General features: G+C 72.2%; 18 protein-coding genes. 6 read left to right on the forward strand and 12 right to left on the reverse strand.

Going from position 1 to position 19,067, the window contains the following annotated elements; translation table 11 throughout:
- Window positions 1–172: 172 nt before the first annotated feature.
- The 4 genes from E6P78_RS24175 (at window position 173) to E6P78_RS24190 (ending at window position 3,373) form a co-directional block, all read left to right on the forward strand.
- Entirely contained in the window at window positions 173–1,141 is a 969-nt protein-coding gene (locus tag E6P78_RS24175) for a metal ABC transporter substrate-binding protein (RefSeq protein ID WP_136205737.1), read from the forward strand.
- A gap of 53 nt (window positions 1,142–1,194) precedes the next feature.
- Window positions 1,195–1,977 carry a metal ABC transporter ATP-binding protein gene (locus E6P78_RS24180; protein ID WP_136205738.1) on the forward strand — a complete coding sequence of 261 codons (783 nt, stop codon included), beginning with the start codon at window positions 1,195–1,197 and terminating at the stop codon, window positions 1,975–1,977.
- A 2-nt stretch (window positions 1,978–1,979) separates the two neighbouring features.
- On the forward strand, window positions 1,980–2,873 hold the full coding sequence (locus E6P78_RS24185; RefSeq protein ID WP_136205739.1) for a metal ABC transporter permease: 894 nt from the start codon (window positions 1,980–1,982) through the stop codon (window positions 2,871–2,873).
- Window positions 2,874–2,938: 65 nt separating this feature from the next.
- Window positions 2,939–3,373, forward strand: a complete 435-nt coding sequence (locus E6P78_RS24190) for a Fur family transcriptional regulator (RefSeq protein WP_136205740.1) — start codon at window positions 2,939–2,941, stop codon at window positions 3,371–3,373.
- A 54-nt stretch (window positions 3,374–3,427) separates the two neighbouring features.
- Here E6P78_RS24190 and E6P78_RS24195 read toward each other — a convergent pair whose 3' ends face one another.
- From E6P78_RS24195 to leuA, 8 genes are all read right to left on the reverse strand, one after another.
- The gene (locus tag E6P78_RS24195) at window positions 3,428–4,246 is read right to left on the reverse strand and encodes an isoprenyl transferase (RefSeq protein ID WP_136205741.1); all 819 of its coding nucleotides are present in this window, start codon (window positions 4,244–4,246) and stop codon (window positions 3,428–3,430) included.
- A 21-nt stretch (window positions 4,247–4,267) separates the two neighbouring features.
- Window positions 4,268–5,014, reverse strand: coding sequence for a DNA repair protein RecO (gene recO / locus E6P78_RS24200; RefSeq protein ID WP_136205742.1), 747 nt, complete (start codon window positions 5,012–5,014; stop codon window positions 4,268–4,270).
- Between the two features lie 57 nt (window positions 5,015–5,071).
- A complete protein-coding gene (locus E6P78_RS24205; protein WP_136205743.1) occupies window positions 5,072–5,755 on the reverse strand; it encodes a response regulator transcription factor in 684 nt (227 codons plus the stop codon).
- Entirely contained in the window at window positions 5,752–7,182 is a 1,431-nt protein-coding gene (locus E6P78_RS24210) for a sensor histidine kinase (RefSeq protein ID WP_240799356.1), read from the reverse strand. Before E6P78_RS24210 ends, E6P78_RS24205 begins: the two co-directional genes overlap by 4 nt.
- Before the next feature lie 32 nt (window positions 7,183–7,214).
- The gene (locus tag E6P78_RS24215; RefSeq protein ID WP_136205772.1) at window positions 7,215–9,254 is read right to left on the reverse strand and encodes an MMPL family transporter; all 2,040 of its coding nucleotides are present in this window, start codon (window positions 9,252–9,254) and stop codon (window positions 7,215–7,217) included.
- Between the two features lie 199 nt (window positions 9,255–9,453).
- Window positions 9,454–10,251: a hypothetical protein gene (locus tag E6P78_RS24220; protein ID WP_240799357.1), complete on the reverse strand. Its 798-nt coding sequence runs from the start codon at window positions 10,249–10,251 to the stop codon at window positions 9,454–9,456.
- A gap of 77 nt (window positions 10,252–10,328) precedes the next feature.
- Window positions 10,329–11,006, reverse strand: coding sequence for a TerB family tellurite resistance protein (locus tag E6P78_RS24225; RefSeq protein ID WP_136205744.1), 678 nt, complete (start codon window positions 11,004–11,006; stop codon window positions 10,329–10,331).
- 241 nt (window positions 11,007–11,247) lie between these two features.
- Complete coding sequence (gene leuA / locus E6P78_RS24230) at window positions 11,248–13,035, reverse strand: 2-isopropylmalate synthase (RefSeq protein WP_136205745.1); 1,788 nt, start codon at window positions 13,033–13,035, stop codon at window positions 11,248–11,250.
- Between the two features lie 293 nt (window positions 13,036–13,328).
- Here leuA and E6P78_RS24235 point away from each other — a divergent pair, with 293 nt between their 5' ends.
- Both E6P78_RS24235 and E6P78_RS24240 read left to right on the forward strand, forming a co-directional pair.
- A complete protein-coding gene (locus E6P78_RS24235; protein ID WP_136205746.1) occupies window positions 13,329–14,405 on the forward strand; it encodes a M4 family metallopeptidase in 1,077 nt (358 codons plus the stop codon).
- A gap of 40 nt (window positions 14,406–14,445) precedes the next feature.
- Entirely contained in the window at window positions 14,446–14,712 is a 267-nt protein-coding gene (locus E6P78_RS24240; protein ID WP_136205747.1) for a protealysin inhibitor emfourin, read from the forward strand.
- 217 nt (window positions 14,713–14,929) lie between these two features.
- Here E6P78_RS24240 and era read toward each other — a convergent pair whose 3' ends face one another.
- The 4 genes from era to E6P78_RS24260 all read right to left on the reverse strand — a co-directional run bounded on the left by era (window position 14,930) and on the right by E6P78_RS24260 (window position 19,007).
- Window positions 14,930–15,904 (reverse strand): GTPase Era, encoded by a 975-nt coding sequence (gene era / locus E6P78_RS24245; RefSeq protein WP_206307898.1) that lies wholly within the window; start codon window positions 15,902–15,904, stop codon window positions 14,930–14,932.
- Between the two features lie 61 nt (window positions 15,905–15,965).
- Window positions 15,966–16,910 carry a DUF916 domain-containing protein gene (locus E6P78_RS24250; RefSeq protein ID WP_168712692.1) on the reverse strand — a complete coding sequence of 315 codons (945 nt, stop codon included), beginning with the start codon at window positions 16,908–16,910 and terminating at the stop codon, window positions 15,966–15,968.
- A 107-nt stretch (window positions 16,911–17,017) separates the two neighbouring features.
- Window positions 17,018–18,460 (reverse strand): WxL domain-containing protein, encoded by a 1,443-nt coding sequence (locus tag E6P78_RS24255; RefSeq protein ID WP_240799358.1) that lies wholly within the window; start codon window positions 18,458–18,460, stop codon window positions 17,018–17,020.
- Window positions 18,461–18,653: 193 nt separating this feature from the next.
- The gene (locus tag E6P78_RS24260; RefSeq protein WP_136205749.1) at window positions 18,654–19,007 is read right to left on the reverse strand and encodes a cytidine deaminase; all 354 of its coding nucleotides are present in this window, start codon (window positions 19,005–19,007) and stop codon (window positions 18,654–18,656) included.
- Window positions 19,008–19,067 lie beyond the last annotated feature (60 nt).

Genomic DNA, 19,067 nt, shown 5'->3' on the forward strand with positions numbered 1-19,067 from the left:
GGGTGGTGGTCGGGAGACGAGCGGGCGAATGGCCCAGATTACCGGCGGCCACGCCCCTTCGATCAAATCGGTATCGGAGCCGACGCCTTCGCCCGCCGCTCAGCCCTCACCGCGCTACCCACCCCAACCCGCTTGTTGACAATCGTTTCCACTTTTGTTGAAAATGACTGTCATGAACGTACGCCGCCTCATACCCACCGCCGCCGTCGCAGGCGCAGCCGTCCTCGGCCTCACCGCCCTCTCCGCCTGCTCGACGTCCGGCACCTCCGACCACAAGAACGGCGACCGGCTGAACGTGGTGGCGTCCTTCTATCCGATGCAGTTCCTGGCCGAGCGCATAGGCGGCGACCACGTCTCCGTCTCCACCCTCACCAAGCCCGGCATGGAACCCCACGACCTGGAGCTCAGCCCCCGGCAGATCGGCGGCCTCAGCGACGCCGACTTCATCCTCTACCTCAAGGGCATCCAGCCCGCCGTGGACGACGCGATCAAGCTCTCGGAGTCCCGGAACACCCTCGACGTCACGACGCTGACGACGCTGGAGGACCACGGCACGGAGGTCGGCGGCGAGGAGCACGGTCCCGACGAGCACGAGCACGAGCACGAGGGCGATGCGGCCGGCGCCGACCCGCACATATGGCTGGACCCGGTGAAGTACACCGAGGTCGCCAAGGGCGTCGGCAAGTCCCTGGAGAAGACCGACCCGGACCACGCCGCGGACTACCGCGAGAACACCGCCGCCCTGGTCAAGGAGCTCGGCGCGCTGGACACCGCGTACCGGACCGGGCTGGAGGACACCGCGACCAAGACGTTCATCACCACCCACTCCGCCTTCGGATACCTCGCCGAGCGCTACGGCCTCACCCAGGAGGGCATTGCCGGCATCGACCCCGAGGCCGAGCCCAGCCCCGCCCGCATCAGCGCCCTGCACTCCATCGCGAAGGAGAAGAAGGTCACCACCGTCTTCTTCGAGACGCTCGCCAGCGACAAGACGGCGAAGACCGTCGCCGGCGACACCGGCCTGAAGACCGACGTCCTGGACCCGCTGGAGGGAATCACCGACACCTCCAAGGGCGATGACTACATCGAGGTCATGAAGTCCAACCTCGCCGCCCTGCGCACGGCACTCGGCGCGAAGTGAGCGACGACCGCACCGCCCCCATCGGCCCGAACCGCGCAGCACCGGAGGCGCTCATGCCCGAGCCCCAGAGCCCGACCCCCGAACCCGTGATCGTCGTCCGCGACGCCACCGCCACCCTCGGAGCACGCCCCGTGCTGCGCGGCATCGACCTGACCGTGCGCCGCGGCGAGGTCGTCGCCCTGCTCGGCGCCAACGGCTCCGGCAAGTCCACCGCCGTCCGCTCCGTCATCGGCCAGGTCCCCCTGAGCGGCGGCACCGTCGAGCTCTTCGGCACCCCGCTGCGCCGCTTCCGCGACTGGGCCCGGGTCGGCTACGTACCGCAGCGCACCACGGCCGCCGGCGGCGTGCCCGCCACGATCCGCGAGGTCGTCGCCTCCGGGCGGCTGTCCCGCACCCGGCTGGGGCTGCCCCGCAAGGCCGACCGCGCCGCCGTCGACCGGGCCATCGAGCTCGTCGGCCTCACGGACCGCGCCAAGGACTCGGTCAGCGCCCTCTCCGGCGGCCAGCACCAGCGCGTGCTGATCGCCCGCGCGCTCGCCGCCGAACCCGAACTGCTGATCATGGACGAGCCGATGGCGGGCGTCGACCTGGCCAGCCAGGAGATCCTCGCCGACACCCTGCGCGAGCAGGTCGCGGCCGACGCCACCGTGCTCCTCGTCCTGCACGAGCTGGGCCCGCTGGAGCCCCTGATCGACCGGGCGGTCGTGCTCCGCGACGGCTGTGTGATGCACGACGGGCCGCCCCCGAAGGCCGTCGGGCAGCACGCACTGCCCGGCCACGACCACGTACACCCCCACGCGGCTTCCGAGCCCGTCCGGACGGGACTACTGAGCTGACCATGGAATTCCTCAACCCTCCCTTCATGCAGCGGGCCCTGCTCGCCGCCGTACTGGTCGGCGTCATCGCGCCCGCAGTCGGCATCTACCTGGTGCAGCGCCGGCAGGCCCTGATGGGCGACGGCATCGGCCACATCGCCATGACCGGCGTCGGCCTCGGCTTCCTGCTCTCCACCAGCCCGGTCTGGATGGCCACCGCCGTCGCCGTCGCGGGCGCGGTCGTCATGGAGCTGATCCGCTGGTACGGCCGTACCCGCGGCGACATCGCGCTGGCCATGCTCTTCTACGGCGGCATGGCGGGCGGTGTCCTGCTGATCAACCTCTCCGACACCGGCTCGAACGCCAACCTCACCTCGTACCTCTTCGGCTCGCTGTCCACGGTCTCCTCCGAGGACATCACCGCGATATCGCTGCTCGCCGCGTTCGTGCTGCTGGTCACCGTGGGGCTGCGGCGGCAGCTGTTCGCCGTCAGCCAGGACGAGGAGTTCGCCCGGGTGACCGGTCTTCCGGTGCGCGTGCTGAACCTGCTGGTCGCGGTCACCGCCGCGGTGACCGTCACGGTCGCGATGCGAGTCGTCGGGCTGCTGCTGGTCAGCGCCCTGATGGTGGTCCCGGTCGCCGCCGCGCAGCAGATCACCCGGTCCTTCAAGGTGACGTTCGTGCTCTCCGTCGTCATCGGGGTCGGCGTCACCCTGGCCGGCACCGTGACCTCGTACTACCAGGACGTCCCGCCCGGCGCGACGATCGTGCTGCTGGCCATCGGTGTCTTCGTCGCCCTCACCGTGCTCGCCGCCCCGCTCGCCCGCAGTCGCGCCCGCCGCAGCGAAACCGAGGCGGAGCGGTGCACCCTGGAGGTACCGGCCGCCCGCCCGGCGCCGGACGACGTCCGCGTCTGATCCCCCAGCGGGTGCGGGCTGGCACAATGGCCCGACAGATGTACGGGCGACACGAGGAGGCTCCTGTGGCGACGGCGCCGATCAGTGGAACGAACGCGGTTCCGGTCCGAGGCCGGTCGACCCGGCAGCGGGCAGCCGTGGCGGCGGCGCTCGACGAGGTGGACGAGTTCCGCAGCGCCCAGGAGCTGCACGACGTCCTCAAGCACCGCGGGGACTCGGTCGGGCTGACGACGGTCTACCGCACCCTGCAGTCCCTCGCCGACGCCGGCGAGGTGGACGTCCTGCGCACCACGGAGGGCGAGTCCGTCTACCGGCGCTGCTCGACGGGCGACCACCACCACCATCTGGTCTGCCGGATGTGCGGCAAGGCGGTCGAGGTCGAGGGCCCGGTGGTCGAGCAGTGGGCGGAGACCATCGCGACACAGCACGGCTTCGTGAACGTGGCGCACACGGTCGAGGTCTTCGGCACGTGCGCGGACTGCGCGAGCGGCGAGAAGTGAAGTGATCCGGGCCCGGCGGGGGCGTACAGCACCTACCCCCGCCGGGCCCGCCGCTCAGCTCCCGGAGGCCGCGACCTCTTCGGCGCCGCCGAACCGGCGGTCACGCTGGGCGAACTCCAGGCAGGCCCGCCACAGGTCGCGGCGGTCGAAGTCCGGCCACAGCACGTCCTGGAAGACCATCTCGGCGTACGCGCTCTGCCAGATCAGGTAGTTCGAGGTGCGCTGCTCGCCGCTGGGCCGCACGAACAGGTCGACGTCCGGCATGTCCGGGTAGTAGATGTACTTCGCGAACGTCTTCTCGTTGACCTTCGACGGGTCGAGCCGCCCGGCGGCGACGTCCTGCGCGATCCGCTGCGCGGCGTCCGCGATCTCGGCCCGGCCGCCGTAGTTGACGCAGAAGTACAGCGTCATCCTGTCGTTGTCCTTGGTCTGCTCCTGGGCGACCTGGAGTTCCTGGACGACGGACTTCCACAGCTTGGGCATGCGGCCCACCCAGCGGATACGGATGCCCAGCTCGTCCATCTCGTCACGGCGGCGGCGGATGACGTCTCGGTTGAAGTTCATGAGGAACTTCACCTCCTCCGGGGACCGCTTCCAGTTCTCCGTGGAGAACGCGTACAGCGAGAGGTTCTTGACGCCCATCTCGATGCACCCCTTGAGCACGTCCATGACGACGCCCTCGCCGACCTTGTGCCCCTCGGTGCGCGGCAGGCCCCGCTCCTTGGCCCAGCGGCCGTTGCCGTCCATCACCACGGCCACGTGCTCGGGCACCAGCTCGCCGGGGATCTTCGGGGGCGTGGCACCGGACGGGTGCGGCTCCGGGGTCTTGTAGTCGCGCCGGTTACGGCCGCCGAGCATCCCGCGTACTGCCATGAGCTTCTCAGTCTCCCTGTGTCACTTCTCTACATACCGCAGTGAACGCAGCCCGCGCTCCAGATGCCAGTGCAGATAGGCGGACACCAGCCCGCTCCCCTCCCTGACATGACGCGCCTCGCACGAGTCCGCCGTCTCCCAGTCGCCGGTGAGCAGGGCGCTCAGCAGGGCGACGGCCTCCGCCGAGGGTACGACGCTGCCGGGCACCCGGCAGTCGCCGCATATGACGCCACCCGCCGCGACGGAGAAGAAACGGTTCGGGCCGGGCAGCCCGCAGCGCGCGCAGTCGTCGAAGCTCGGGGCGTAACCGTTGACGGCGAGGGAACGCAGCAGGAAGGCGTCCAGGATCAGGTGCGGCTCGTGCTCGCCCCGGGCCAGGGTGCGCAGCCCGCCCACCAGCAGCAGGTACTGCTGGACCGCGGGTTCGCCCTCGTGGTCGGTGAAGCGCTCGGCGGTCTCCAGCATCGCGGTGCCCGCGGTGTAGCGCCCGTAGTCGGTGACGATTCCGCCGCCGTACGGGGCGATCGTCTCGCTCTGGGTGCAGAGCGGCAGCCCGCGCCCGACCAGTTCGCTGCCGCGCGCGAAGAACTGCACGTCCACGTGGGAGAACGGCTCCAGCCGGGCCCCGAACTTGGACTTGGTGCGCCGCACACCGCGCGCGACGGCCCGCACCCGGCCGTGGCCCCGGGTCAGTATCGTGATGATCCGGTCGGCCTCGCCCAGCTTCTGCGTGCGCAGCACCACGCCGTCGTCCCGGAACAAGCTCATGCGTCCATTGTCCGGTACGCCACCGACACGCGGGGCCCGCCCCTGTCCCCGGCCCGGTCAGTGCCCGGCCGCGCCGCCGCCCGCGGGCACGACCAGCCCCGACTCGTAGGCGACGATCACCAGCTGGGCGCGGTCGCGGGCGCCGAGCTTGCCCATGATCCGGCTGACGTGGGTCTTGGCGGTGAGCGGGCTGAGGCCGAGGTTCTCGGCGATCCCGGTGTTGTTGAGGCCGCGCGCGACCAGGGCGAGGACCTGGCGCTCACGCTCGGACAGCATGCCCAGGGCGCCGGGGCCCGGACCGGCGGGGGCACGGGGGGTGCTGAGGACCCGGGCGATGAGGCGGGCGGTCGGGCCGGGCGAGAGCAGCGACTCACCCGCGGCCACGGTCCTGATCGCGGCGAGCAGGCCGGCGGGCCGGGTGTCCTTGACCAGGAAGCCGGAGGCGCCGGCGCGCAGCGCCTCGACGATGTGGTCGTCGGTGTCGTAGGTGGTCAGAACCAGTACCTTCACCCCGGCCAGGTCCTCGTCGGCGGCGATGCGGCGGGTCGCCTCGATGCCGTCGAGTTCGGGCATCCGGACGTCCATGACGACGAGGTCGGCGCGCGCCGAGCGGGCGAGCGCGACCGCTTCGAGGCCGGTGGCGGCCTCCCCGACCACCTCCATCTCCGGGTCGGAGCCGATGAGCATCGCGAACGCCGCCCGGACGAGCGTCTGGTCGTCGGCGAGCAGTACCCGGATCATGAGGTGGTCTCCGCTTCCCGTTCCGGTGCGTGTTCACGCGCGGCTTCACTCGTGGCTTCATGCGCGGCTTCGTGCATGGCTTGCTTGGCTTCATGCGTGGCTTCGTGCGTGTGTGCGGGTGGGTGTTCCGGCTGCGTTTGTGCGGGTGGGTGTTCCAGCTGGTTCCCGGACTCGGTTCCCGGCTGGTTTCCCGGGGTCGGGGGCGGGAACGGCAGCAGGGCCGAGACCTCGAAGCCGCCACCGGGGCGGGGTCCTGCGGACAGGGTGCCGCCGGTGCTGCGGGCGCGTTCCCGCATTCCGACGATCCCGAACCCCGGTGCGGTGCCGTTGTCCACCGGTCCGGTGCCGTCGTCGGTGACCGTGACCCGCAGGGCCTCGGCGGCGGGCTCCACGACGACGCGGATGCGGACCCCGGCGCCCGCGTGCCGTACCGCGTTCGTCAGGGACTCCTGGACGATCCGGTAGGCGGCGGCCCCGGTCGCCGGGGCGAGGCGGCCGGCCGGGGTGCGGACCTGGAGGTCGACCCGCGCCCCGGACGCCTCGGCGGCCCGTACGAGCCCGGGCAGGGCGGCCAGGTCGGGCAGCGGGCCCTCCGGGTCCGTACCGCCCCCGCCCTCCTGCCCGGTGCCGCGCAGCACCTGCAAGGTGGTCCGGAGCTCGGCCCTGGCCTCCCGGCAGGTCTCGGCGATGTCGTCCAGCGAGGCCGCGACGGCCTGCCGGTCCAGCCGTTGCGGGTCGACGGTCAGGATGTGCGAGGCGACCGCGGTCTGCACCCCGATGAGGGTGATGCTGTGCGCGAGGAGGTCGTGCAGGTCGCGGGCGATCCGCAGCCGCTCCTCGGCGACCCGCCGCCCGGCCTCCTCCTCCCGGGTCCGTTCGGCGCGCTCGGCGCGCTCCAGCACCGAGGCGACGTACTGGCGGTAGATGCGTACGTCCACCCCACAGAACAGCACCGCGACGATCCACCCGGAGATCCGCAGCAGTTCGAGCCCGTCGTGAGCGCTGAGCACGAGCACCACCGTCACCGTCACGGAGGTGACGCCGATGCCGACGAGCAGGGTGCGCAGCGGGCGGCCGGTCACGGCCACCGTGTAGAGCGCGATCCAGGTCTGCGGCATCGGGGCGGAGTGGAGGTTGTCGGTGCCGTGGTAGAGCGCCAGCATCGGCACCATGGCGAGCAGGACCAGCACCGGGCCCCGCCGCCGCCGGACGAGCGGTACGGCGCTGCCCAGCAGCAGGACCCAGCCCAGCGCGCCGAGTGCGTGGGCGCCGCCCGCGAACAGCGCGATGACCGCGGAGAGCGCGCCGGCGCCCGCGGCGATCAGGGCGTCGTTGCGCCCGCGGTGCGGCGCCTGCATGGGCTCGCGGTTGACGACGGCCAGGATGCGGTCACGGCGGCTCGTGGCTGGGGCTCGGGCTGGGGGCACGTCGCCATCCTCCGGTACGGGGCGGGCCGTTGTCAGGGGGCTTTGACGAGTTCCGGTGCGCGGGGCGCGGACGCGCCGGGGGTGCGGCTGAGCGCGCCCGGCCACCAGATCCTGCGCTGCAGGGCCACGCTCGCCGATGTCACCAGGTAGGTGCGGACGAGGAAGGTGTCCAGAAGGACGCCGACGGCGATCACGAAGCCCATTTCGACGAGGGCGGCCAGCGGCATGTTCGTCAGGACGACGAACGTGGCGGCGAGGACGAGCCCGGCCGATGCGATGACCCCGCCGGTGGTACGCAGGGCGGTCAGCGCGGCCTCGGTGGGTTCGGCGCCGCGCCGGGCCTCTTCGCGGACCCGGTGCATCAGGAAGATGCCGTAGTCGACGCCGAGGGCGACCAGGAAGACGAAGGAGAGCAGGGGCAGTCCGGGGTCGGTGCCCTTGAGCCCGAGGAGCGGTTCGAAGAGGAGTCCGCCGATGCCGAGGGATGCGCCCCAGACCGCGACGACGGCGGCGACGAGCAGCAGGGGCGCGACGAGGCTGCGCAGCAGGGCGATCAGGACGAGGAGGACGGAGAGCAGTACGAGCGGGACGACGACCTTCAGGTCCCGGGAGCCGGCCGTCTCCAGGTCCATCTGCTGGGCGGTCGGGCCGCCGACGTGGCTGCCGGGCAGCCGTTCGCGCAGGGCCAGGACGGTGGCCTTCTCACCCGCGGACTCGGGTGCGGCCGAGGTGGTGACGGACAGTTCGGTCCAGCCGCCGCCGCTGCGGCCCCGCTCGGCGGCGACGCCCTCGGTGGCCCGGGCCTTCGCCAGCGTCTCGGCGGCCCGTTCGGTGGGGGTGGTCACGGTGACCGGCCGGCTGGAGCGGCCGGGGTAGGCGTCGGCGAGGGTCGCCATGGCCACGACCGAGTCCGGCTCGGTGGTGAAGGAGTCCTCCTGCTTGAGGTCGCCGGGCAGGTTGAGGACCCCGAGCGACAGCGCGCCCAGCAGGGCCCCGCCGGTGACGAGGACGGCGACGGGCCGGCGCCCGGCGGAGCCGCCCATGGCGGCGAACAGCGAGCGGCGGCGACGCGGCTCGGAGCCGTACACGGGCACGAGCGGCCAGAACACCCGGCGGCCCAGCAGGACCAGGACGGCAGGCAGCAGGGTCAGCATCGCCAGGAGCGCGCACAGCACGCCGACGGCGGCGATGGGGCCCATGCCCCGGCTGCTGCTGAGATCGGCGGCCAGCAGGCACAGGAGGCCCGCCGCGACCGTCCCGGACGAGGCAAGGACGGCGGGCCCGCAGCCGCGCAGCGCCGCCGCCATCGCCTCGTGGGGGCGTTCGGCGCGGGTCAGTTCCTCGCGGTAGCGGGAGACGAGCAGCAGTGCGTAGTCGGTGCCCGCGCCGAAGACGAGGATGGTCATCACGGCGGAGCTCTGGCCGGTGACGGTGACGTCGAAGCCCCGGTTGAGGCCGTGGACGACACCCATCGACAGGGCGTCGGCGACGCCCGCGACGACGAGCGGCACCAGCCACAGCAGTGGGCTGCGGTAGATGAGGATCAGCAGGACCGCGACGACGGCGACGGTCGTGTAGAGCAGCGGTCCGCCGAGCGAGCCGTAGACCTTCTGGGCGTCCACGGTCAACGCCCCGGGCCCGCCGACCTCGGCGGCCAGTCCGTCGCCGCCCCGCACGGTCTCGCGGACATCGTCGACGAAGGCGGTGCGGGCCTCGTCGTCCTGTCCGGGCTCCGTCGTGGAGACCGGGTACATCAGCGTGGTGCCGTCCTTCGACGGGACGGCGCGCGGGGGCGCGGCAAGGGTGTGGCCGCTCGCCACCTCGGCGGTCTGCCGGTCCGCGAGGGCCCGGTCCGCGGCGGTCAGCCCGCTGTCGCGGTGGTAGACGAGCACGAGGTCGGTGGACTCGCCGCCGGGCAGCGCGTCCTGGACCTTCGCGACCTGCGTGGAGTCGGCGCTCGTCGGGAGGTAGTCGACGGCCCGGTTCTGCTGTACGTCGGCCAGCTTGCCCGCCAGCGGTCCGGCGATCGCGAGCGCGGCGACCCAGAGGGCGACGATCGCCCAGGGCAGCATGCGCCACCGGCTGTGCGCCCGCGCCCGCTCGTCGGCGTCCTGTGCGCTCTCGCCCGCGTTCTGTGCGGTTCTCATGGGAGGCCCCCTTTTTCGTCCGTCCGGGTGTCCGGTCCTGTCCAGACTTCCGTCGGGGCGGGGGCGACGCGTCGCGCCGGGGGCCGACTTCGCGGCTACTTCCGGGGAGGGTGCGCCGCTCCGGTTACTCCCCGGGGAGTACGGGGGCGGAGGAGGCCTGCGGCCGGGCGGGCCCGTCGGGGAGGCGGCCCCAGCGGGGGTCGTCCCAGCGGTCGGCGGCGAGGCCGAGCAGCCGTATCCGGTCGATGAGTTCCGCCGGTGCGCCGTGGGCGCGGAGCCGGGCGGGGGCGTACCGGACGAGCCAGGCGGTGAGCGTGGCCCGGATCTCGTCCTCGTCGTCCCAGGCGGTCCAGGGCAGTTGGTCCCCGAGCAGCTCCCACTCCCACGCGGCGACCAGGCCGGCCAGATGACCGTCCGCCGGGGGCCCGGTCAGCGCCTCCCAGGCGGCGAGCCAGGGCCCGGCGGTGGCGGATGCCTCGATGACCGTCGTCAGGACGTCGTGCACAGGCACCACCGGATGCGGCTCGCTCAGGGTGGACGCCCACCAGGCGTGCAGGAACTCCCGGACCGCCGCGGCCTGCGCGTCGGGCCACTCCTGCCAGCGGCCCAGGGAGAACGAGCGCCCGACGTCCGCCGGCCAGGCGTCGTCGAGACCGCCGGCGAGGGCGCGGGCGAACTGCGGCAGGATGCGGCGCAGCACGGCGCCGTGGTCGGTCCAGTCCGTGGCCTGCCAGCTGCGCCGCAGCAGGTCGGGGTCCAGCGCGGTGTCCGGCGTCTTGAGCTGCGCCAGCTCCTCGGGACCGCCCCAGTGGCACTCGCAGTTGTGCTCGTCGGGGTGGGCGGTCATGCCGGCGAAGGTGACGCTCAGGTGGTCCAGCGCGGCGGCAAGGCGCAGGCGTGCGCCGGTCTGCTCGGGGCTCATCGGGGAGCTCGCAATCGGGGCTCCGGGGGCTTGCGCCGTCCGAAGAGACCCAATCTACCGGGGCGCCGTCCGGAGGGTCAGGAGGGCGTACGCGCCGCCGCGGCGAGGAGACGGGCGGTGTCCTCGGCGCGGAGCCGCAGCGCCCCGCCGACCGTGGCCAGCACCTCGCGTTCGGCCGGGCTGTACGCCCCGTCGGCGAGGGCGATCCGGGCGCCCTGAAGCAGAATCGATTCGCGTCCGGCGGGGGCGAGGTGCGGGGCGAGCGGTTCCAGCGCCTCGTGGAGCTCGATCGCGAGGGCCGCCCCGCAGGCCTCGGCCGCGGGGTCGAACGCGGAACCGTGGCCGATGTCGGCGGACAGGACCTCCACGACGGTGGCAAGCTGCTCCGACGTGCAGTCGTCGAAGCCGGCGCCGCGCACGGTCTCGACCGCGGTCTCCAGGACCGTACGGGAGGTGCTGCCGCCCGCCGCGAGGACGCCGAGGGCCACGGTGTGCACAGCGTCCCTGAGCATCGCGGAGAACCGGGTGGTGGTGGGGTGGTCGAGCGCCTCCGGGTCGAAGTGCTGGTGGCAGGCGGCGCATTCGACGACCGGGCCCGCGGTGCCGCGCCGCAGCAGCGGCACACCGAGCACGGTGAAGCGGCGACGGCCGGTGAGACGGCGGTAGTTGCGGTCGCCTCCGCAGCCGGGGCAGAAGAACTCCCCGTCGCCCACGGCGTCCCACAGCGTGCGGGTGCCGCAGATACGCAGCTTCATGGCGCGTTGTCCCAGGGCTGACCGCACGTCGCACACCTCCGTAACTCCCCCGTGCCCCCAAGGGCGCGGGAGGTACCCCTCGGCATCATTGCCGTGTGAACGTGATGTTAACCACATCCCCGTGGCGCCGTCAGTACCTCGCCTGTCACAACCGCCCGGAGATGGCCGAACCCCGCCCCCCGGAAGCGGGTGGGGCGGGGTTCGTCGGACCGTACGGCTCCGGGCCCTTTCGGGCGCCGGATCAGCGGGTGGCGCGGTTGACGGCCGAGACGACCGCCTTCAGGGAGGCCCGGGTGGTGTTGGCGTCGATACCGATGCCCCACAGGACCTTTCCGTCGATGGCGCACTCGATGTACGAGGCGGCCTGTGCGCTCGCGCCCTCGCTCATGGTGTGCTCGGTGTAGTCCAGCAGCCGGGCGTCGATGCCGATGGCCTGCAGCGCTTCGAAGAACGCGGAGATCGGGCCGTTGCCGGTGCCGGTCAGCACGGTGTCCGCGCCGTCCACGGTCGCCTCGACGGTGATCGTGTCGCGGCCGTCGGAACCGGTCGTGCTCTGGCCGGAGCGGATCTGTACGCGGCCCCAGGCGTTGTCCGGGTTGGGCAGGTACTCGTCCTGGAACACGGTCCAGATCTGCGCCGGCGTGACCTCGCCGCCCTCGGCGTCGGTCTTGGCCTGAATGATCCGGGAGAACTCGATCTGCATCCGGCGCGGCAGGTCCAGCTTGTGGTCGTTCTTCAGGACGTACGCGATGCCGCCCTTGCCGGACTGCGAGTTGACCCGGATGACCGCCTCGTAGGAGCGGCCGACGTCCTTCGGGTCGATCGGCAGGTACGGCACGGCCCACTCGATGTCGTCCACCGTCCTGCCCTGGGCGGCCGCGTCGGTCTCCATGGCGTCGAAGCCCTTCTTGATGGCGTCCTGGTGGGAGCCGGAGAAGGCGGTGTAGACCAGGTCGCCCGCGTAGGGGTGGCGCGGGTGGACCTCCATCTGGTTGCAGTACTCGCTGGTGCGGCGGATCTCGTCGATCTGAGAGAAGTCGATCTGCGGGTCCACGCCCTGTGAGAACAGGTTCATGCCCAGCGTCACCAGGTCGACGTTGCCGGTGCGCTCGCCCTGGCCGAACAGGCAGCCTTCGATCCGGTCCGCCCCCGCCATCAGGGCCAGTTCGGCGGCGGCGACGGCGGTGCCGCGGTCGTTGTGCGGGTGGACGGACAGGCAGACGAACTCGCGGCGCGACAGGTTGCGCGACATCCACTCGAACCGGTCCGCGTGCGTGGACGGCGTCGAACGCTCCACGGTGGCGGGCAGGTTGAGGATGATCTCGCGGCCCTCCTCGGGCTGCCAGACGTCACAGACCGCCTCGCAGACCTCCAGGGCGAAGTCCAGCTCGGTGTCGGTGAAGATCTCGGGGCTGTACTGGTAGCCGAAGATCGTCTCCTCGCCCAGGATCTTCTCGGCGTACTCCATGACCAGCCGGGTGCCGTCCACGGCGATCTGCTTGACCTCGTCCCGGGTGCCTCGGAAGACCACGCGGCGGAAGGTGGGGGCGGTCGCGTTGTACAGGTGGACGGTGGCGCGGTGGGCGCCGCGCAGTGACTCGACGGTGCGCTCGATCAGTTCCTCGCGGGCCTGCGTCAGGACGGAGATCGTCACGTCCTCGGGGATCGCGCCCTCTTCGATGATGGAGCGGACGAACGCGAAGTCGGTCTCACCGGAGGACGGGAAGCCGACCTCGATCTCCTTGTAGCCCATGCGTACGAGCAGGTCGAACATCTCGCGCTTGCGGGCCGGCGACATCGGGTCGATCAGGGCCTGGTTGCCGTCGCGCAGGTCGGTGGAGAGCCAGCGGGGAGCCTTGGTGATCCGCTTCTCGGGCCAGGTGCGGTCGGGGATGTCGACGGCCTCGTAGCGGCCGTACTTGTGGACCGGCATCCCGGACGGCTTCTGCAGCACCGTCGCGTTGGTGATCGGCGTGGGGCGGCCGACGGCGTTCGAGGCGGGGGGCTGCGCGGGATTCACTGCGGTCATGGCGTAGGGCTCCTCGGGGTCCTTCTACGGGACGGCCGACTGTGTCACTGCAACACCAGACTCCGCGGGGAGGGGGTCGGCCTACGACTACAGGCCCTCGCCGCGGCAGCTAAGAAGAAGCAGCCCGAAACGCATGATGCGTCGAGACTAGCCGAGGGGCGCCCGAGACGTCGGTGCTGTATCAGTATGCGGGACCGAGCGGCTGAAACACCCAACGGTGGCCAATCACTCTATTTCGTCAATCACGGTTGCAACCAGTGACTTCGCGCTTACGCACTGCCACAGTCGTGTGTATGCAGCCTCGATTCCAGCAGGGGTTCCACCCCGTCTTCTGCACCATCGTCCCGCCCCACCTCCTCGACAAACTGTCCCAGTCCGACGACCCCGTCCTCGCGGGCCGGGCCCGCCGCACCCTGCAGTCCGACGCCGCCCGGCGCACCCGGCGGCACATGACCACCGTCGCCCGGCCCACCGCCGCACCCGAGCCGGACGACGACCGGTCCGCCAAACCCGACCGCACGCTCTACGACTGCCGCCACGGCACGGACCTGCCGGGCACCAAGGTCCGCGCCGAGGGCGAGGACCCCACGTCCGACGCCAGCGTCAACCGCGCGTACGCGGGCCTCGGCGCCACCTTCGAACTGCTGCTCAGCGCCTACGGCCGACGCTCCATCGACGGCCACGGCCTGCCGCTGATCGGCTCCGTCCACTACGACGAGAAGTACAACAACGCCTTCTTCGACGGCGAGCAGATGGTCTTCGGTGACGGGGACGGCGAGATCTTCCTCGACTTCACCGTCGCCATCGACGTGATCGCCCACGAACTGACGCACGGCCTCACGCAGTACACGGCCAACCTGAGCTACTACGGCCAGTCCGGCGCGCTCAACGAGTCGGTCTCGGACGTCTTCGGCTCCCTCGTCAAGCAGCACTCGCTGGGCCAGACCGCCGCGCAGGCCGACTGGCTCATCGGCGAGGGTCTGCTGGCCCCAGGGGTCCAGGGCGTGGCGCTGCGCTCGATGAAGGCACCCGGCACGGCGTACGACGACGACGTGCTCGGCAAGGACCCGCAGCCCGCCTCCATGGACGACTACGTCCACACCGGCGACGACAACGGCGGGGTGCACCTCAACTCCGGAATCCCCAACCGCGCGTTCTACCTCCTGGCGACCGCGCTCGGCGGCAGTTCCTGGGAGCGGGCGGGCCAGCTCTGGTTCGATGTGCTCACAGGTGGTGAACTGGCGGTGGACGCGGACTTCGCGGCCTTCGCCCGCCTGACCGTGGCGGCGGCGCGCAACCGCTTCGGCGACGGCGACGAGGTCGAGGCGGTCCTCAAGGCCTGGTCGGAGGTGGGCGTTCCGACCAGTTAGGCAGACACCGACCGGCCCGTCCGGCGTGGAAGGACAGCACATGCGGATTCAGGTGAGCAGGACCGGCGGCTTCGCCGGTATCGCGCGCCACCGCGAGATCGACACATCCGGACGGGCCGACGCCCAGGAGTGGGAGGCCCTGGCGGGCTCAGCACTCGCCGAGGGCCAGGACGCCGCGCCCGGGGGCGTCCCGGACGGCTTCAGCTACCGGATAACGGTCGACGGCCGGACCGTGCACTGCGCGGACCCGCGCCTCACCGACGCCCAGCGCGCCCTGATCTCACGCATCCTGAAGGAGGGCGCGTGAGATGGGCGGGCGGTGAGACGGGCGGGTGACGCGGGCGGGCGGGTGACGCGGGCGGGCCCGTAAGACGGGGCCCGGCTGGCGCCGCTCAGAACCCCAGCTTGCGCAATTGCTTGGGGGCCCACTCCCACGGCCGCCCTCGCACCCCCCTCGGCCCCAGGGGGCCTCAGCGGCTTCGCACGGCTGCGCCGGCCTCCGGCCGCCGGGTTCCTGGCGCCGCTCAGAAACCCAGCTTGCGCAACTGCTTGGGATCGCGCTGCCAGTCCTTGGCGACCTTCACGTGCAGGTCGAGGAAGACCGGGGTGCCGAGCAGGGCCTCGATGTGCTTGCGGGACTTGGTGCCGACGTCCTTCAGGCGCTTGCCCTTGGGGCCGATGATGATGCCCTTCTGGCTGGGGCGTTCGATGTAGACGTTGGCGTGGATGTCCAGCAGCGGCTTGTCCGCCGGCCGGTCCTCGCGCGGCAGCATCTCCTCGACGACCACCGCGATGGAGTGCGGCAACTCGTCGCGTACGCCTTCGAGCGCGGCCTCGCGGATCAGCTCCGCGACCATGACCATCTCCGGCTCGTCGGTGAGGTCGCCCTCGGGGTAGAGCGGCGGGCTCTTGGGCAGGAGGGGGGCGATCAGGTCGGCCAGCAGCTCGACCTGCTGGTCCTTGACGGCCGAGACCGGGACGATCTCCGCCCACTCGAAGCCGAGCTCCTCGCCGAGCCGGGAGACGGCCAGCAGCTGTTCGGCGAGCTGCTTGGAGTCGACCAGGTCGGTCTTGGTGATGATCGCGATCTTGGGCGTCTTCCTGATGCCCGCGAGTTCCTTGACGATGTACTTGTCGCCGGGGCCGAGCTTCTGGTCGGCGGGCAGGCAGAAGCCGATGACGTCGACCTCGGCCCAGGTGGTGCGCACGATGTCGTTGAGCCGCTCCCCCAGCAGGGTGCGCGGCTTGTGGAGGCCGGGGGTGTCGACCAGGATCAGCTGGGCGTCCGGCCGGTGCACGATCCCGCGCACGGTGTGCCGGGTCGTCTGCGGCCGGTTGGACGTGATGGCCACCTTCCGGCCGACCAGAGCGTTCGTCAGGGTGGACTTGCCCGCGTTGGGACGTCCCACGAAGCAGGCGAAACCGGCCCGGTGGGGGGCGGTGTTCTCAGCCTGCCGCGCAGCGGCTTCAGGGTTAGGTCGAGCGCTCATGGCGCCCATTGTCCCCGATCGCGGGGACCGCGGGGCACCGAGGCGCCCGCCACGGCCCCCGGGCCCCGCTTCAGGCGGCGCGGCGGCGCCTGCGCCGGGCACGTACCCACAGCGCCGTGCCCCCGGCCAGCGCGGCCACGAGCACGCTCGCGACCAGCCAGGGCAGCGCGAAGTAGGAGACGGAGGCGGAGTCGCGGGTGTCGCGGGCGGTCGCGGTGAGTTTGATCTCGCCCCACTCCAGCTGCGGCGCGCCCGCCCACTCCTCGGTGAGCCGGACCTCCTGGTGCGGCAGCAGCTCCGAGGGAACGCGCTTGAGGTCTCGGGCGAGCAGGGTGCGGCCGAAGATCCCCTCCGCCTTGAGGGCGACCTCGGGGTTGAGCGTGACGTTGCCCCGGTTGTGCAGGGTGTACGAGATGACGGCCCGGGACGTGCCGGTGCCCGGGATCAGGGGCTGGGTGTGCTCGACCTTCACGTCGTCCACGGAGAGCGCGGGCATCGTCGGGCCGTTGACCCGCAGGTAGATCCGGGCGCCGACGGCCTTCTGGATGCCCACGGCGACGGCGCCCGCGTCGGCCGGGTCGATGCGCTCGTCCAGGGCGACGAGGGCGCCGGGGTGGTCACCCGGTTCGGCGTCCTCGGGGACGCGGATGGTGACGGGCACGGTGACCGAGCCGTGCGGCTTCACGGTGACCCGGTCGCGGCCCGCCTTCGCCCAGGCGCCGACGGCACGCTGTTTCTCGGTGCGCGCGCGGACCGCGAAGCCGCCGTCGCGCGCGGTGTTGTAGGCGTCGGCCGCGTACAGCCGGAAGGTCAGGGGCGTGCCGGTCTTGTTGGTGACGGTCACCTGGTCGGTGAGGGCGGCGCCGGGGTCGGCGGACAGGTAGAAGTACGGGCGCCCGCCCGCGTCGGCGGTGGCCGGGAAGACCGACCAGCTGCCGTTGTCGGCGGCGCCGGCGGCAGGGGCGCCGAGCAGGATCAGGGCCCCGGTCAGCAGGGCCGGCAGAAGGACGGACAGCTTGGAACGCACGGTGCGGGCCCCCAGGGTGCACGCTCGGGCGGGATGGGCCGGCCGGGTGCGCGCCCGGCCCACCGGTTGATCGGTGAGACACACCCGAGGGGTGCTCAGGTGAGGGTGAGGGTGAGCACCCCGGTGTACGCGCCGGGGGCGGAGAAGGCGGGTACGTCCAGCGACAGCCGGGCGTCCACGGTGAACTCGCCTCCGGTGAACGTGCCGTCCGGCGTGGAGGCCAGGGTGGCTCCCGCGCTGCCGACCGTTCCCTTCGACCCGGCCGCGCAGGTGCTGGGGCTGCCGGACTTGGTCGCGCAGGCCGGGTTCCAACCGAGCGCCGAGGCGCCGATCGTGGCCCCGCCCGGACCCGTGAAGTCGGTGACCTTGCCGGTCAGGGACCAGCCCGCGGGCCCGCCGCGGAAGTCCTTGACGGTCACCGTGTTCAGGGCGCCCGTGGAGGCGCCGCCCTGCCCGAAGTCGACCGCCGACAGGGCGACCGAGTCCCCGGCCTGGGCCATGGAGAGCGTGCCCGCCTTGACGGAGGAGGTCAGCCGCTGGCTGCCGTCCGGGATCTCGCCGCCGCCCTGGGTGACGGTGTATGCCCGCGGCCCGGCTCCCTTGGCGGCGTCCCAGCCGGTGCCCTCGTAGGCGACGACGCCGGTGGTGGCGGGGTCGTTGACGGTGAGCTGCCCGCTGAAGGAGCCCGAACCGTCCGCCTTGACCGTCGCGGTGTCGCCGGTCTGCGCGTCCCCGGCCCGGCCGGCGAGCGTGACGGAGGCGCCCGCGGTGAACTTCGACCCGGTCACGGTGACCGGGGCGCCTGCCTTGCCGGAGGCCGCGCCGAGCCGGATGGACCGTTCGTTGACCTGGCCGCCGCCATCGGTGGCGATGATCTTCTGGGAGACGGGGGCGGGCGGATCGGTGACCGTGCAGGGCGTGTCCAGCTCCATGATGTAGCTGGTGTGGATGTTGTAGTCGCCGGGCGAGAGGGTGATCTCGCCGGGAGCGGTGACCGTGAAGGCGCCGGTCATCGAGAACGACGGGAAGGCGCCCTTGCCGGGCACCGGGCCGTTCTTCTTCGGGCCCGTCACCGTGACGTCCTCGGACTGCGCACCCCCGACGGTGACCTTGCCGGTCGGCGTCATGATGTCGGCGGGCAGGGCGAGATCGACCGGGTTGCTCGCGGCCGGTTCGACGACGGTGTACGTCACCGTGACCGTGTCGCCCACCTTCGGGGCGGCGTTGTCTACGGTGATCTGGGCCGAGGTCGTCCCGTCGATCGGCGGGATGCCGGCGATGGCGGGCGGGATGCAGTGGGTCGGGAAGTCCACCGCGACCGAGGCCGTCGCCATGGCCTGCGCGGGCCCGGCGAGCAGCCCTCCCCCGGCGACGACGAGCGCCCCGGCGCCCAGCACGGCGGCCCAGCGCCGGCCGCGGCGGCGGACCGCCCGGCCGCCGGACCACCGGGCATCGGACCACCGGGCACCGGACCTTCGCTCGCCGGTTCTTCGGATGCCGGTTCTTCGGATGTCGATACGTCGACTGGCTGGACGCATGAAGCCCCCTCCCGCGGAATCCGGCGCGACGGCTCATCCGCGCCGGGCAGGGGGCCATTGATGGCTCCGGCCGAAAAGAAGTCAATGCAATCCGGCCGCGCCGACTGATGGGCCATCAGATGGTGTCAAGATCCGCTCGCACGGACGCCCCGCATCCCACGTGCGGGATGGGGGGCGTCCGTGCGTACGGAGGTCAGCCGGCCGTGACGCTGAGCCGCAGCTGCCCGTCCGGCCCGGCGAGCAGCACGGGCGTGTCGGCGCCGCCCAGGTCCCGTACGGCGGCCCGGTCCTCGTCCGAGGGGGCCTCGGCCTCGGAGACGACCGCGGCGGCCTCCAGGGACGTCGCCCCGCTGGCCACCGCCATCGCGACGGCCGTCCGCAGCGCGCTGAGCTTCAGCGACTCCAGCTCGACGGTCCCCGCCACATACGTACGTCCGGTCTCGTCCCGCACGGCCGCACCTTCCGGCACACCGTTGCGGGCGCGGGCGCTGCGCGCCAGGGTGACGATCTTGCGGTCCTCGGCGCCGAGGTCGGTGCTCTCAGTCATGTGCCGAGCATACGAAGCCCGGCGCGGCCCCGGGCAAGCGGGAGCCCGGCCGGCGGGATT

This window comes from Streptomyces sp. A0958, from assembly GCF_004795035.1.
Lineage (GTDB): Bacteria > Actinomycetota > Actinomycetes > Streptomycetales > Streptomycetaceae > Streptomyces.